At 51.2% G+C, this 14,788-nt stretch carries 13 protein-coding genes; 7 read left to right on the top strand and 6 right to left on the bottom strand.

Going from position 1 to position 14,788, the window contains the following annotated elements; genetic code table 11:
* Positions 1–131: 131 nt before the first annotated feature.
* Entirely contained in the window at positions 132–1,115 is a 984-nt protein-coding gene (locus tag AWQ22_RS10670; protein WP_030006646.1) for an ATP-binding cassette domain-containing protein, read from the bottom strand.
* A gap of 37 nt (positions 1,116–1,152) precedes the next feature.
* Positions 1,153–2,280: a septal ring lytic transglycosylase RlpA family protein gene (locus AWQ22_RS10665; protein ID WP_232321345.1), complete on the bottom strand. Its 1,128-nt coding sequence runs from the start codon at positions 2,278–2,280 to the stop codon at positions 1,153–1,155.
* Positions 2,281–2,678: 398 nt separating this feature from the next.
* On the opposite strand from AWQ22_RS10665, the gene AWQ22_RS10660 reads away from it, so the two are divergent.
* Positions 2,679–4,919 carry an ATP-dependent helicase gene (locus AWQ22_RS10660; protein WP_065711063.1) on the top strand — a complete coding sequence of 747 codons (2,241 nt, stop codon included), beginning with the start codon at positions 2,679–2,681 and terminating at the stop codon, positions 4,917–4,919.
* Here the strand turns inward: AWQ22_RS10660 and argC are convergent.
* The 3 genes from argC to AWQ22_RS10645 form a co-directional block, all read right to left on the bottom strand.
* Positions 4,916–5,974, bottom strand: a complete 1,059-nt coding sequence (argC, locus tag AWQ22_RS10655) for an N-acetyl-gamma-glutamyl-phosphate reductase (protein ID WP_012307707.1) — start codon at positions 5,972–5,974, stop codon at positions 4,916–4,918. The two genes, AWQ22_RS10660 and argC, sit on opposite strands and share 4 nt — an antisense overlap.
* A gap of 157 nt (positions 5,975–6,131) precedes the next feature.
* Entirely contained in the window at positions 6,132–6,386 is a 255-nt protein-coding gene (locus tag AWQ22_RS10650; RefSeq protein WP_065711062.1) for a hypothetical protein, read from the bottom strand.
* 837 nt (positions 6,387–7,223) lie between these two features.
* Complete coding sequence (locus AWQ22_RS10645; RefSeq protein WP_065711061.1) at positions 7,224–8,519, bottom strand: PAS domain-containing sensor histidine kinase; 1,296 nt, start codon at positions 8,517–8,519, stop codon at positions 7,224–7,226.
* A 138-nt stretch (positions 8,520–8,657) separates the two neighbouring features.
* Here AWQ22_RS10645 and AWQ22_RS10640 point away from each other — a divergent pair, with 138 nt between their 5' ends.
* From AWQ22_RS10640 to pyrC, 3 genes are read left to right on the top strand one after another with little or no spacing between them, the layout of a single operon-like run.
* Positions 8,658–9,608 (top strand): branched-chain amino acid ABC transporter permease, encoded by a 951-nt coding sequence (locus AWQ22_RS10640; RefSeq protein WP_012307704.1) that lies wholly within the window; start codon positions 8,658–8,660, stop codon positions 9,606–9,608.
* 1 nt (position 9,609) lies between these two features.
* Positions 9,610–10,506, top strand: coding sequence for a branched-chain amino acid ABC transporter permease (locus AWQ22_RS10635; protein WP_065711060.1), 897 nt, complete (start codon positions 9,610–9,612; stop codon positions 10,504–10,506).
* A gap of 56 nt (positions 10,507–10,562) precedes the next feature.
* Positions 10,563–11,603 carry a dihydroorotase gene (gene pyrC / locus AWQ22_RS10630; protein WP_065711059.1) on the top strand — a complete coding sequence of 347 codons (1,041 nt, stop codon included), beginning with the start codon at positions 10,563–10,565 and terminating at the stop codon, positions 11,601–11,603.
* Here pyrC and AWQ22_RS10625 read toward each other — a convergent pair.
* Positions 11,600–12,628 (bottom strand): hypothetical protein, encoded by a 1,029-nt coding sequence (locus AWQ22_RS10625; protein ID WP_030006653.1) that lies wholly within the window; start codon positions 12,626–12,628, stop codon positions 11,600–11,602. The two genes, pyrC and AWQ22_RS10625, sit on opposite strands and share 4 nt — an antisense overlap.
* A gap of 312 nt (positions 12,629–12,940) precedes the next feature.
* Between AWQ22_RS10625 and AWQ22_RS10615 the strand changes: the two genes are divergently transcribed.
* From AWQ22_RS10615 to mdh, 3 genes are read left to right on the top strand one after another with little or no spacing between them, the layout of a single operon-like run.
* On the top strand, positions 12,941–13,540 hold the full coding sequence (locus tag AWQ22_RS10615) for a chromophore lyase CpcT/CpeT (protein ID WP_065711057.1): 600 nt from the start codon (positions 12,941–12,943) through the stop codon (positions 13,538–13,540).
* 44 nt (positions 13,541–13,584) lie between these two features.
* Entirely contained in the window at positions 13,585–13,800 is a 216-nt protein-coding gene (locus tag AWQ22_RS10610) for an NAD(P)H-quinone oxidoreductase subunit O (protein ID WP_012307699.1), read from the top strand.
* Positions 13,801–13,815: 15 nt separating this feature from the next.
* A complete protein-coding gene (mdh, locus tag AWQ22_RS10605; RefSeq protein WP_065711056.1) occupies positions 13,816–14,787 on the top strand; it encodes a malate dehydrogenase in 972 nt (323 codons plus the stop codon).
* The last annotated feature ends 1 nt before the right edge of the window (position 14,788 follow it).

Genomic DNA, 14,788 nt, shown 5'->3' with positions numbered 1-14,788 from the left:
CTTTGGCCGATGGGGGGGAACGTTAGAAAAATTTAGTCTCTGGGTTACTGCCCTAAGCCCTTTGTTTTCTAGAAATCAAAAAGGCGATCGCCTTTTTGAAAATATCACCGAAAAAATGCTGTACTTTGCCCCTAGGCGACGATGCCTTCACTAAACACCCGGCCAATTACTTCTTCAACGGGGGGATCATTGACGCTGAGATCCGCTACGGGCAAATTTTCTAAGATTTTGGCGATGCTCTGGGTCAAATTTTCTCGCTTTACCAAAAAACGTACCGCTTGACCATCGATGTGTTCCACTTCCCCAAAAAAACTCAGGGCTTCGCGGGAATAGGTTTCTGTTAATTCGACCCGCACTTCTCGATAGGGCGCAAAGCGATCCAGTAACTTTTCTAAATTGCCATCGTAGATCAGTTTTCCCTGGTAGATGAGCAATACCCGCTCACAGAGGGCCGTAATATCCGCCATATAGTGGCTGGTTAAAAGAATTGTCGCCCCGTAACGCTGGTTATATTCCCGCAGAAAGTCCCGTACCGCCACCTGGGCATTTACATCTAAACCGAGGGTCGGCTCATCCAAAAAGAGCACCTGGGGATGGTGCAATAGGGCGGCCAGGAGTTCCGCCTTCATCCGTTCTCCTAGGGAGAGTTTGCGCATGGGTTGGGTCAGCTTCCCTTCTAGGGAGAGCATCGCGCTGAGTTCTGCTAGGCGTTCCTCAAAAACAGATTCGGGAATGTCATAAACGGCGGCATTGATGCGGAGGGAATCGAGGGCAGGCAAATCCCAAAGGAGCTGTTGTTTTTGCCCCATGACTAGGCTGATCTGCTTGAGAAACGCCCGCTGCCGCTGGAAAGGAATCGCCCCTGCCACACGTACTACCCCCGTGGAAGGATAAATTAGCCCCGTGAGCATTTTGAGGGTCGTGGTTTTGCCGGCCCCGTTTGGCCCCAAAAAGCCCACAATTTCGCCGGGTTCAATGTTAAAGGTGATCTCCTCAACGGCTTTAATTTGTCGGTATTGCCGCTGGAAAAAGTGTTTGAGGGTTCCCTTAAAACCGGGTTGCTTGAGGGCGACGGGATAAATTTTACTGAGGGAATCGACTTCAATAATTGGCATGGTCAGGGAACGGGCCTAGGCAGCACTCAAGATAGACCTAGATCATATCAGGGGCGATCGCCTCTGGTTCGGGCGATTTTTGTTCCATGATCGTGGCCTTGTAGGGAATGACACCCGTTTCCACGCTATTGAGACAGCGGGCGGCACCAAGGGATAGATCCAGGCTCCGGGGCGGAATATAGGGGCCACGGTCATTGAGGCGGATGATTACACTCCGGTCATTGTTGAGGTTGGTGACCTTGAGGTAGGTATTCAGGGGCATTGAAGGGTGGGCCGCCGTCAAAGCGTATTGGTCGTAGGTTTCCCCATTGGCCGTCAGGCGACCGTGAAAGTAGGGGCCATACCAGGAGGCTAGTCCTTCGAGGGATTGACCTGTTTCTTCGAGCTGGTACATTTGCTGCTGGGCAGTGACCATATCTAGAGCTGGCACACCGAGGGCGAGGCGAAGATTATTCGCCCACTGAATGGCGAGGATCTCATGGTTGAGAACGTCCTCATGGGTAATTTTTTCGTCCACAACTAAAAGAATGTCATCACCAAAGGCGATCGCCGGTTTGTCTTCATGTAACGTCGGGGCGATCGCCGTGGCTTGAAATTCCGCCATCGCCACCAGTTGTTCAAGGCGTTGGGCCAACCGTTCGGCCTCCTGTTGGGAGCGAATGGTGGCAACGGGCTTATTTTGGAGCCAAAGTTGATGGCTTTGGGGGTTGGTGGCGGGGCGGTCTGCGTCGTAGCTAATCAGCTGTGCCCCAGACTCAGCAGCAGCTTGGGGTATTGCTTCCGGCGTAGGCACCACCGCGACGAGGGGGGCAGCGGCCAGCGGCACTTCTAACTGAAGTAAAGAATCGAGGCCCAGACTTTGGGTAAATCGCTGAAATAAATTAAAGGCCCACCACTTAGAGACCTGGGGCGTGAGTTGTTCCGGGTTTGTATCGGCCACGAGTTGTGCTTCCGGGGCCTTATCCAGGGTACTCGCTAAACGGCACAGGGGATTTTCGGCTAGGGTTTCCCGTTGGGCGTTGAGGCTCACTGTTTTGACTGGGTCGGCACTGGTGGCGATCGCCTTAGTTTGAAAGGGAGCGAGGTTAACGGCTGCCGCGCCGAGGCCCATCACCAGGGAAGCGCCCAAAGTAGATAATAATCCTGTGAATTTCGGTAAATGCATACAGAATAAAAGAAAAGCTAAAAATCACAGACAGCACCCATTGTTTAGCAGAGATAATCTGAAACTGGGTTTTAGGTGCCGCGTCACATTGCAGGTTCATCAGATAAATTGCTCTATGTTTTATAGCCCATGAATTTCCGAAAAAAGTTGGCCTTCAGCGACAATCCGAGGCTGAATTGACAGGAAATCCCCCTCTCCGTCATCCCAAAAATTCTTCCAGGCGCTTACTGTGACCACCTTTAGGCACCGCTGGGCAAATCTCTGGTTAACACGACATTATGATTTCTTATTTAATGTTTTTACTAATGCAAAAAATAACTACTGATAACGAAAACTAATTTAAAATCCCGCTATTTTGTTCGTTCCGCTACAAAAATTCCAGGCAGTAAGTGAGACCCATGAACCACCTTAGTGTGCATCAACAGCAATTTTTAACGCAACTGGCCGCTGGCCTCCGCCCTGGCCAAGATGCGTTGGCCCAATGGCGGTCTGGAGAAATGGCGATCGCCGCCGTTCCCGGTTCCGGAAAATCCCATGCCCTAGCCGTCGCCGCTGTCCTCACCCTTGCCCGGCAGTCTTTGCACCACGGCCAACAGTTAGTCATTGTGACCTTTACGCGAGCCGCAGCCGAGGGGATTAAGCAAAAAATTCTGACCCACCTCAAGGCCGCCCAGTTACCTATCGTGGGTTTTTCGGTACAAACAATCCATGGTTTAGCCTTGCAAATTGCCAGTCGGCACCCGGAGGTTTCTGGCGTCGATCTAGATAGCCTTTCTCTCCAGGATATTCCTGCGAATCACCCAATCCTCCGCGCCGCCGTTGAGCAGTGGCTTCAAGCCCATGGGGAACAATATGAACGTCTTTGTCAGGGGGCACGCTCTGATCAGGAAAAAACGGAGCAATTGCGCCGCCGTTTTGCCCTCAGAACAGAAATTTTGCCAGACCTTGCCCATACGGTGATCCATGAAAGTAAAAGTTCTAATCTCTCGCCCCAGGCCGTAGCCAAACTGGGAAAAATCCTGGACGATCCCTACCAATCCTTGGCGATCGCCGCTGGCATTTATCAGAATTACCAACAACTGCTCCAGGAGAACAATGTCCTTGACTACGACGATCTGGTGTTAGGGGCCATCCGGGTGCTGCAACAGCCGGAGTTACAGCAATATTGGCAGGGACAAATTTACGGGATTTTTGAAGACGAGGCCCAGGATTCTAGCCCCCTCCAAGAGCAATTGATTCGCCTCCTGGCCACAGCTCCCGAATCTGGAGAATGTAACCTCGTGCGGGTGGGCGATCCAAATCAGGCGATCAATTCCACCTTTACCCCCGCTGACCCGTTTTATTTCAATCGCTTTTGTCAGGCCGTAAACTGTGCCGAAATTCACTACGCGGGCCGCTCTAGCCTGCCAATTATCACTGCGGCGAATCAGATGCTCCACTGGGCCAGCCACACCCTGTCGCCGCCGGATCGGTTTGCGTTTCGCTGGCAAGAAATTTTCCCGGTGCCCAGCCATGACCCCCAACAAAATGCCAATCCTGATCCCACTGGGGCAGGAGTAGAACGCCATTACCCCCAGGATATTTACGCGACGGTGCAACAACTTGGCGATCGCCTCGAAACTTTATTAACCGAAAATCCAGACCACAGTGCAGCAATTCTCGTGCGCAAACAACGTCAGGCCAAATTTGTCATTGAGCAATTAAGGGCGCGATTTCAGCCAACGACGATTCGCCTTTATGACGCCCGCAGCGGTAATGATGCCAACCATCTGGTGCTAGAGCTTTATCAAATTCTGCGGTTTCTGGAACGGCCCCACTCTCCTGACTGCCTGAAGGGTGCCCTCGATGTTTTAGGCGATCGCCAAAAAATTCCTACCCAGGATTTAGCCCGTCTCGCCACCTATCCCGAAAAATTTCTCTATCCAGGCCCCCTCGATCCGCACCTCTCCTCTGGCCTCGCCCAGGCCGCCCAAACCCTCTGTGTTCAACTGCTCCAGGCCCGCTGGCAACTGCCCCACTACCAACTCTTACCCTTTTTGGCGATGACCCTAGACTATCGCGATGTCGAACTCGCCACGGTGCAAAAACTCGCCGAACGCATCGCCCAGCAAACCCAGGGCCAAAAAAATCTACGCCAGAGCCTCGAAGTGTTTGAGATGCTCCTCCGGGATGGTTTTGAAGGCATTGAACTCGACACCGACGCCCGCTACACTCGCCCGCAGCAAATTACGGTGATCACCATGCACAAGGCGAAGGGCTTAGATTGGGACTATGTCTTTATTCCTTTTTTACACGATTCTGAAATTCCCGGCATGAGTTGGGTGCCTAGTGGGGCGCAATTCCTTGGTGATTACAACCTGGCGCAGGTGGCCCGGGCCCAAATCCGTCATTTTGTTCATGGCCAAGACCAGGGGCGATCGCCAGCGACGATTGCGACTCTTTGGCAAGAAGCCCAACAGCTTAAAACCGAAGAAGAATACCGACTGCTGTATGTGGCCATGACCCGCGCCAAACGACTCCTGTGGCTTTCTGCGGCCAAACAAGCTCCCTTTTCCTGGAGTACCTTTAAACCCCACCAAAGTTCATTTCAGTCCCAGAAACCCTGTCCAATTTTTGACGTTTTACAAGGAAAAATTTAAGGATAAAACGCCAACTGCGGTAAGCCCGCCGTTTCCTCCCAGCCCAGCATGATATTCATACACTGGACGGCTTGGCCCGACTGTCCTTTCAGGAGATTATCAATGGCGGACATCACAATGACGCGGCCCGTACGGTGGTCTACCTCAATTCCCAAATAGCAGAGGTTTGTGCCACAGGCCCACTTCGTCTGGGGATAGACACCGTTGGGTAGAACTTCTACACAGGGAGCTGCTCGATAAAAGGCGCTGTAAATGGTCAGTAAATCATCGCGCACCAAACCCGGATCCCGGAGGGTTGCGTAGACCGTCGCCAGAATACCCCTGGGCATCGGGATGAGGTGGGGCGTAAATTGCACGCGAATATCTTGGCTGGCGAGTTTGCTACAAATTTGTTCAATTTCTGGAGTGTGACGGTGGGAGGCTACTCCATAGGCTCCCAGGGAAGCATCGGCTTCGGCTAAGAGTAAATTTATTTTCCCTTGGCGACCCCCGCCGGATGTGCCGGATTTGGCATCAATAATTGCGGTTTCTGGCTGAATCAAGCCCTGTTTGAAAAGGGGCGCCAGGGCTAAGAGGCTGGCAGTAACATAACAACCAGGACAACCCACCAGTTGGGCGCGGCGAATGTCATCCCGGTAAAGTTCTGGCAGACCATAAACGGCGATCGCATTCGTATCTTGGTCGGTGCGTTCTGTTTTATACCAAGCCTGATAGGTGTCGAGATCCTTGAAGCGATAGTCAGCTGAGAGGTCAAGGACTTTGCAGCCCCGTTCGATCAGTTGGGGGGCAAGGTCACAGGCCAAGCCATTGGGCAAACCGAGAAAAACCACCTGGCAACGGCTGGCAATCACATCGAGATCAATGGGCTCAACGATCATTTTGATGCGGTGGCCGACATGGGGATAAAGTTCTGCGTAGGGTTTTCCGGCACTGCTGTTGCCCCCTAGATAGGTCAGCTCCACTTGGGGATGATCACTCAGCAGACGGACGAGTTGCATACCACCATAGCCCGACGCGCCGACAATCCCGACCGAAACCTTTTCCGAACTGCTCATAAATCCTGCTATTACCTGAAATTGCCTGGGGGCGATCGCCCTTGTTGGCTGCAATTGTACAGGGAAACGCTAAGGACAACCGATTTTATTTTGCGCCATCACCGTGGCCAAGAAAAACCGTTGTCATTCGGAGGGAAACTCGCCGATCAGTCTGGCCCTAAATCAAGCGACACAGTTGATCTTGGTGGAGCATAACTTCCCCTTGGGACGGGAGCCAAGCGACCCAGGATTGTTCTCCGTGGGGACATAACAAAAGCGCATATTCTTCTTCGGCGATCGCCTCAGGGGTTTGGGCTAACTTAACCCAATCACTGTTTGCTTGGGCCGGAGCAAAAGCCGTATCAAAGGGGTGTTCCGTTGTGTTGGGGCAGTAGCGAATACTAGATAAATCAAGGGAAGGGGTGCGTTGCATCAGGATTTTCTCCGAGACGAGTATTTGAGATACAGAGCATAGATGATTAGCCAGCCTAATCACTGCAATGTTTGTATTTAATGATACAGAAAATATTTCAAAAATCAGGGTCTGCCATAGAAGTTTACGGATTGTTGCCCAGGACAACCGCGCCAAAATCTATTGATTTACCCTCATAATTGGGTACAAATGAACGATATTTTTCCTAGGAACAAGGGTGATCATTGTGGGCATAAATGAGTTTCATTAGCCCCTCAAAAGACCTTACCCTGGAAATTCCCCCTTGAATGGAGGGGGGGGTTAGATGTTAGGATGAAATTGGATAGGGATAATTAAATTTTTTGAAACTTTAGTTTTCTACACAGAGTAATAACCCCTTAAGCCCAAGCAGAATGCCATTTAGGTGCTGCCTTGGGGAGTCCCCCTTAAGTGGGTCGATCTATTTTAGATCTTAATTGGTTCGGGAAAATACGGCCTAATTTTGGCTTTTATTTTCATTGAATGTGTGTGTAAAAAGCGAAGAATGGGAATATTAAAGCTGTAAAGAAAAGCGAACAATAGTCTCAGGTTGATCCCTTTGGGAAAAATCTGAGGACTTAGCGTAATTTCCAGTTGTAATTTCGGATTATGGGGAACAAAAAAACAATTTTACCTGTGGCATAAAGATTAACCACCGGGAAAGTTGGTGCTTCGGAATGCAACTTTTCGCTGCAGTTGATTGTCTCTGTCCAGCACAGAGAGACACCATCTAGTTCAGATATGTGGGGGAAGATCATATGCCAGTGCAAATTTATTTCTTGATCGTTGTTTATCTATTCACGATCCTGTGGGAGAAAATTAAATATCAAGATCCTCATTAGGCAGTTGCAGCGGTAGGGTGAAGGTTAGCCAAGCGCCTCGATATTTGGGGTGATTGCGGGCGGTAATTGAGCCGCCGTGGGCAGTAATAATTTGCTGCACGATCGCTAAGCCTAGCCCACTCCCCTGGCGCAAATCGGTATTATCTCCCGGTCTTGTTCTTGCTTGGTCGCCCCGGTACAAGCGCTCAAACACAAATGGCAAGTCTTCTGGATCAAAGCCAACGCCTTGATCGATCACTTCTACGGTAACGAAGTCTGAATCGACTTCAGGGGGAGATACAGTAACAAAAATGGCCTCCCCAACGGGATTGTATTTAATGCCATTGTCAAAAAGATTGAGAAAAACCTGAGTCAGGCGATCGCCATCGGCGGTCATTTTTAATGTGTCTGGCCCCTGATATTGTCGCGTGACTTGTTTTTGTTGGGCGAGGGGGGTGAGGGTTTCCCAAGCATCGTTAATCAACTGCACCAGATCAAAGGTTTGGTAGCTCAAAACTTGGTGGGGGTGGGACTCTAGTCGACTCAGTTCTAGCCAGTCCTGGACAAGGTAAAACAAACGATTAATTTCCTTAAGAATTTGACCAGCCCATTTCAATTCCAAGCCCGTTAGGCGCTGTTCTAGGGTTTCTGCGAGGAGCCGCATCGCCGTTAGGGGCGTCCGTAATTCGTGGGTCAGATCAGACAGTAATTTTTCTTGGGAACGTTTCAGGATGTGAATCGGCTCTTGGTTTTCTAAAAAAACCGCCACATCGCCACGACTTAAAGGGATAGTGCTTCCCCGCAGGTGTATCGGTTGGTTGGGGCCTTCAGCACGGGTTTGGGCGTCATGGCTCGGAAAAAATTCCCATTCCTGGCTTTGGGCGGTGCGAGCGCTGCGGGTGGTTTCGATGAGCTGGTCTAACTCATAGGAGCGGACTAATTCCAGCAAGAGACGAATTTGCCCTGGCTGCCAACGATTCAAGCACAGGAGCTGTCGGGCCTTTGGATTGCACAAAATGAGTTGATTATCCATGTCAACCCGCAGATACCCAAAGGGGGCATTTTCGATCACCCGATACCATTGGTCTAACTCTGCCTGGAGTTCTTGTTTTTCTTCGTAGAGGCTTTTTAGTTCCCGGCGGAGGGAAGAAAGGGGCGCAAAGAGAAGCTCGTCACTGGGATGTTCACCGTAGGAGTAAAGCATTTGTCGGACTTGTTGCTTTTGGCGCTGCTGCCAGGTGAAACAAATAATGCCTGCTGTGCCACAGCCAATGATTATCGGAATCCAAATCATGCTTTGATACGGGTGCTTTTGGCGATCGCCGTTATTTGCTAGGGGTTACTCAGGATGATGGCGTTGAGAATGGGGCAGGACTTTCCCATTGGTGGTATTACTATTTAGAAACCACCGTGCCGTTCTTCGCCTGACAACATGGATCTTACCCTGTTCCTCCAGCAACTTCTCAATGGTCTTTCCATTGGTAGTGTCTACGCGATTTTTGCCCTGGGTTATACCCTCGTTTTTTCGATTCTTGGCATTATTAACTTTGCCCACGGAGCGATTTTTACCCTAGGCGCTTACTTCACTTATCTCTTTGCTGGGGGACAATTTGGCTTCAATGGCTTCTTGGCCCAGGTGAAATTACCCTTTGCCCTACCCTTTGGTTTGGCGTTGTTAATTGGCTGCGGTTTCGCGGGCTGCGTTTCGATGTTAGTAGAATGGCTCGCGTTTCGTCCTTTACGCCTCCGGGGCGCCGATCCCCTCCTGAGTTTGGTCTCCAGTCTGGGGGCTGCCGTGGTGATTGTGAATGGGATTCAGCTGTTGGTGGGCGCAGAGATTTATACGTTTCCAGCGGATATTTACGGTGGTTTGCCGGAGTCGATTAACTTTGGCTCTCCAGAGCGACCGATTCTGATCCGGACAGTACAGCTCATTATCTTGACGGTGTCCGCACTGGTTGTGACCCTGTTGACCTACGGCATGACCCGAACGAAATTTGGGAAAGCGATCCAAGCGGTGGCAGAGGATAGCACAACCGCCAGTCTCTTGGGGATTAATACGGAACAGGTGGTGCGGGTGACGTTTTTTGTGAGCGGTGCCTTGGCAGGACTGGCGGGAACATTGGTGGGTTCTAGCGTGAGCATTGCGGGGCCTTATTTTGGCATTAGCTATGGTTTGAAGGGATTAGGCGTAATTGTTCTAGGGGGTTTGGGAAATATTCCGGGAGCGGTGCTGGGCGGTTTAATTATCGGCATGGCAGAAGCGTTCATTCCAGCGGATTTTTCAGGGTATCGGGAGGCGATCGCCTTTGCGTTACTGTTTGGGATGTTGCTGCTCCGGCCCCAGGGGTTATTGGGCCAAAAAACGATTCAAAAGGTGTGAGATGGCGGCATTTTTGAGTACCTATGGCTATTTGATCGTTTCTACGCTTCTGGGGGCACTGTTGGGGATCTCGGTTTACCTACCACTGATGGCGGGGCAGCTTTCTTTGGCGACACCGGGTTTCTATGCCCTGGGGGGTTACATTGCGGCGATCCTCTCGACCCAGGCGATCGCCTTTACGGGGACTATCTTTCCACTGCCTTGGCTCCTGGGGGAAATGGTCTTGGCGGGGTTAGCCTCTGGAATAGTTGCTCTGATCATTGGCGTGCCTGTGTTGCGGTTGCGGGGGATTTATTTGGCGATCGCCACCATCGCCTTAGTGGAAATTGTCCGGGTATTGTCGCTAAATTTGCCAATTACCGGGGGCGCTGTGGGGATTTTTGGCATTCCCCAACCCTTTCGCAGTCCCCTCGGTTATCTGTGGTTGGTGGGGCCATTGCTAATCATCGTGGGCGTTTTGGTGTGGCGTCTAGAAAATACCAAAGTAGGCCGCGCCTTTAACGCCATCCGTGAGGACGAACTCGCCGCCAGTGCCATGGGCATTAACCCAACTCAATATAAGGTCTTGGCATTTGTGCTGGGGGCAATTTTAGCGGGTGTTGTCGGGGCGATCGCCGCCCATTTTCTCAACACCTGGAATGCGCGCCAGGGTACCTTTGATGCCAGCATCACCTACCTAGCCTTTGTGTTGGTCGGGGGCAGTCGTACTTTTTTAGGGCCGATTCTGGGGGGCATTGTCCTCACGGCCCTCCCAGAAGTGCTGCGGGGTCTAGGAGATGCGCGGCTGATCTTTTTCGGTTTGCTTTTGCTGCTGGGGACAATTTTTTATCCCCAGGGTTTGATTACCCCCGAACTGCTACGTCGTTGTTTACCCGCTGCCTTGAAGCCTAAAATCTAGTTTTTAGCGTTAAATCGCCGCTTTTCCCCCTTTTTTGACCAATTTATCTTGAAATAATGGAAACACTCACCTTCACTCGCCCCGATGACTGGCATTTGCACCTCCGCGACGGAGAAGCGCTCAAGGCTGTTTTGCCCGATACGGTGCGCCAATTTGCCCGGGCCATTGTGATGCCCAACCTCAAGCCCCCCGTGCGTACCGTTGCTGAGGCCGCTGCCTATCGCGATCGCATTTTGGCTGCCATTCCCCCAGGGCGAACCTTTGAACCCCTGATGACCCTCTACCTCACGGACAATACCAGTCCTGCTGAAATTCAGGCCGCGAAAGAATCCGGGTTTGTGAAAGCGGTGAAATATTATCCCGCTGGTGCCACAACCAACTCTGACCTTGGCGTCACAGATATCCGCAAATGTGATGCGGTGTTTGAGGCGATGCAAACGGTTGATCTACCCCTGCTACTCCATGGAGAGGTGACCGATCATCGGGTGGATGTGTTTGACCGGGAAAAAGTTTTTATCGAAACCTATCTCCGTCCCTTGAAGGAACGCTTTCCGCAGCTACGCATTGTTTTAGAGCACATCACCACCAAAGATGCGGTGGAATTTGTCCTGGCGAGCGATGAAAAAGTGGCGGCGACGATTACACCCCAACATTTGCTGTTCAATCGCAACAGTATTTTCCAGGGCGGCATTCGGCCCCATTTCTACTGTTTACCGATCTTGAAACGAGAGACCCACCGGGAAGCACTTTTAGAAGCGGCAACCTCTGGCAATCCAAAGTTTTTCCTCGGCACCGATAGTGCGCCCCATGGCCGCGATCGCAAAGAAAGTGACTGTGGCTGTGCGGGGTGTTATTCGGCGCTCCATGCCCTAGAGCTATACGCCACGGTGTTTGAAGCAGCAGACGCCCTGGATAAACTTGAAGGCTTTGCCAGTTTCTATGGGCCAGATTTTTACCAACTGCCCCGTAATACGGAAAGAATCACCTTAACGAAAACCCCTTGGCAGATTCCCGACGCGCTGCCTTTTCCGGAATCAAGTCTTGTGCCCCTTTGGGCTGGCCAGGAATTGAGCTGGAAATTCGCCCCGGTCGCCTAGGAATTTTCGTACCAACTGGCGCGCCAGGCGGCCTCTGCTTCGGCGATCGCCAAATCCTGTTTTGCCTTTTGGTAATACTTTTGCAAATTACGGAGCTTATCAACTTGTTCCCGGAGACGGCGGCGCTGGGCCGAAACTTCCGGTTCCGTAAACTCAACTTCTGAAACTTTGAGGTGCACAGCCGTCAGGTGGGTACGGTGCTTCCTCTTCTTCTTTTTCTTACCCAGTTCAGCTTCAATGACGACGTTTACTAAATGGCTTGGCATCTGACCGCCATGCTGTTGATTATCGGCTTGGATCGCCATATCGAGGACGGTGGTTGGGATATTTTCCGGGAGAATCTTGGCGTCCTGGAGCTGGTGATTAACCGTTTGGGAGACTTGGTTAAGGGTGCGACGAATACGTTTTTCAGTGGTTTTGCACCATTCGAGCCAATAATCTGGGCTATTTTCATCAGTGGAGACTTCTACCGCAGGCCCCTGCATCATTTCGGCCAAACTATCGGCGATGCGCTCTGCCAACTGGGACAATTCCCGCCGCTTTTCTTTGTCTTCGAGTTGGGCTGGCAGTTGATCATCTTTATCTATTTTGTCTTCTGGCGGCTCATCGGTGGCGATCGCCTGATCGAGGCTTTCAAAAACTTCAAACAATTCTTGATCAAGATCCTCGCTATTTTCCATATCGCCAGCATCAACAAAAAATTCGGCCATGACTTCTGATTCCGCTTCACTCGGCTGATCCTCTGGCTCCGTTAGGAGGGTGTGTAGGCGTGTCTGGAGATCAATTCCCAATTGACGTAGTTCCTGTTGTAGAGCTTGCCGCTGACTATGGGAAAGTTGCAAAAACTTTTGGGGATAAATCTGGGTGCAGAGTTGGTAACTGGCGAGAACCAATTGACGTTTGAGGCTATCTCCGAGGCAATTGAGGTAATCGCCATAGGCGCTGGTCAGGGCTTCACGTACCCCCACTACCCGCTCACTAATGGTGGCTAAATCTCGACGAACCTGTTCAATTGCTTTGACCATTCACTTCCTAAATCTTATTGGTGTACGGGGGCTTATTTGGACGGGTAACGATGTAACGATTGCAAAAATTAAACCTCAAGATGTTTTATTGTCTGAGATGGTCGACGAAAAGGAAAGGGAGGATGCCGCACTCCCCAAGGGGCGATCGCCCCACCTAAGCCGTCAATTTCTGCTGGGGAAAGTCAAGACGACGAATGTTGCCTAGCTGTCCCCCTTTTTCCTAAGCTTAGACAATCAGCCCCCAAAGCTGACCCCAATCTTTTTAGAAAATCCTTTACCAAACCATTTATCAAATTATCAAAGCAATTTCCTATGTCCCACTCTACCGATGCCCATACCCTTGCCCGCTGGATGGCAGGGGAGTTTTCTAACGAAGCCCAGGCCCTCGCCAATCCGCCCCTCTGGGCTCACATCAAAGTTTGTATGCGCCCCCTGCCCAATCAATTTTTCGATGGCTATGGCCTCTACCTCGAACAGGCCTACAGCTCCGATACCTCTGCCCCCTATCGTTTGCGCCTGTTTCACATCAAACCCGTCGATGACCACATGGAACTGGTGCATTACAAACCCAAAGATGACGCCAAAACCAAATATATGGGTGCTGCCCGCAACCCTGCCATGATGCAGCACTTTGACATGGCTGATCTAGACCCGATGCCCGGTTGCGACATGATCGTCACCTGGAGTGGGACGAGCTTTAAGGGTACTGTCCAGGCCGGAAAAGGCTGCCGGGTTGTGCGTTATAACAAAGAGAGCTACCTCGATAACAGCTTTGAAATCACCGATAACGCCTTGATCAGTATCGATCGCGGTCGTGATCCGGTCACCGATGAAATCCTCTGGGGCTCCCTGGCGGGGGCGTTTGAGTTTGAAAAGATCAACAATTTCTCTGGGGAAGTTCAACCCCATTAACCTCTAAAATAAAATTCATCACAATTAGGAGAGAAGCAAAAATTATGGCGGCTAAACTAAAGAAAGGAAGCCTTGTGCGGGTGATTAAAGAACAATTCACCAATAGCCTCGAAGCGAAAGCGAGTGATTCCCGTTTACCCGCCTACTTTTTCGGAAGCCAAGGCGAAATTCTCGATCTCGACGATGAATACGCCTTTGTGCGTTTCTATACCCCAACCCCCAGTGTTTGGCTCCGTCTCGATCAACTCGAAGCTGTCTAAATTTGGAATAGTCCCATGTCTGCGATCGCCGTCCCTTCCATTTCCTGTAAAGCACCCCAAGTGACGGTGATCGGTGCCGGGAAAGTCGGTAGTACCCTAGCCCAACGGGTCATCGAAAAAAACCTCGCCGATGTGGTCTTGCTCGATATTGTTGAAGGTCTACCCCAAGGCATCGCCCTTGATTTATACGAAGCCCAGGGTTTAGAAGGGCACCATAAAACCATTCTCGGCACCAATGATTATGCTGATACAACAGGTTCCGACATCGTGGTGATTACCGCTGGGCTGGCCCGCAAACCCGGCATGAGCCGAGAAGATCTGCTCCATTACAATGCCAAGATCGTTGTCCATGCCGCAAGGGAAGCCATGGAGCGCAGCCCCCAAGCCATTTTTATCGTGGTGACAAACCCGATGGATGTGATGACCTACCTCACCTGGAAAGTGACGGGTTTGCCAATGAACCATGTGTTGGGGATGGGGGGCGTCCTAGATTCAGCCCGTTTACGCGCCTTTATTGCGATGGAACTAGGGGTCAGTACTGGGGATGTTTCAACCCTCGTCCTTGGGGGCCATGGGGATTTGATGGTGCCATTACCCCACTACTGTACGGTGAGTGGTATCCCAATTACTGAGTTGATGGATGCCACTAAAATTCAAGGATTGATCGAACGCACCCAGAATGGTGGCGCAGAGATTGTGTCCCTCCTTAAAACGGGCAGTGCTTTCTATGCTCCGGCTTCGTCTGTTTGTCACATGATTGAGTCCCTCATTCAGGATCAATCTCGTCTGTTACCTGCCTCGGTTTATCTTCAAGGTCAGTATGGTTTGACGGATTTGTTCTTGGGGGTGCCCTGTCGGTTGGGGTGCCGGGGCGTAGAAGCAATTGTTGAGATCCCTTTGACCGATGCTGAACTGGCACAATTGCATCGCTCTGCGGCTTCGGTACGGGATAGCCGCGATCAGGCCCTCTCTAAACTGAGTTTTTGAT

The sequence above is a fragment of the Picosynechococcus sp. PCC 7117 genome, assembly GCF_001693275.1.
In the GTDB taxonomy this organism is placed as follows: Bacteria; Cyanobacteriota; Cyanobacteriia; order Cyanobacteriales; family MRBY01; genus MRBY01.
Note: the sequence above shows the minus strand (reverse complement) of the source record. Positions and strands in the feature narration are given on the sequence as shown.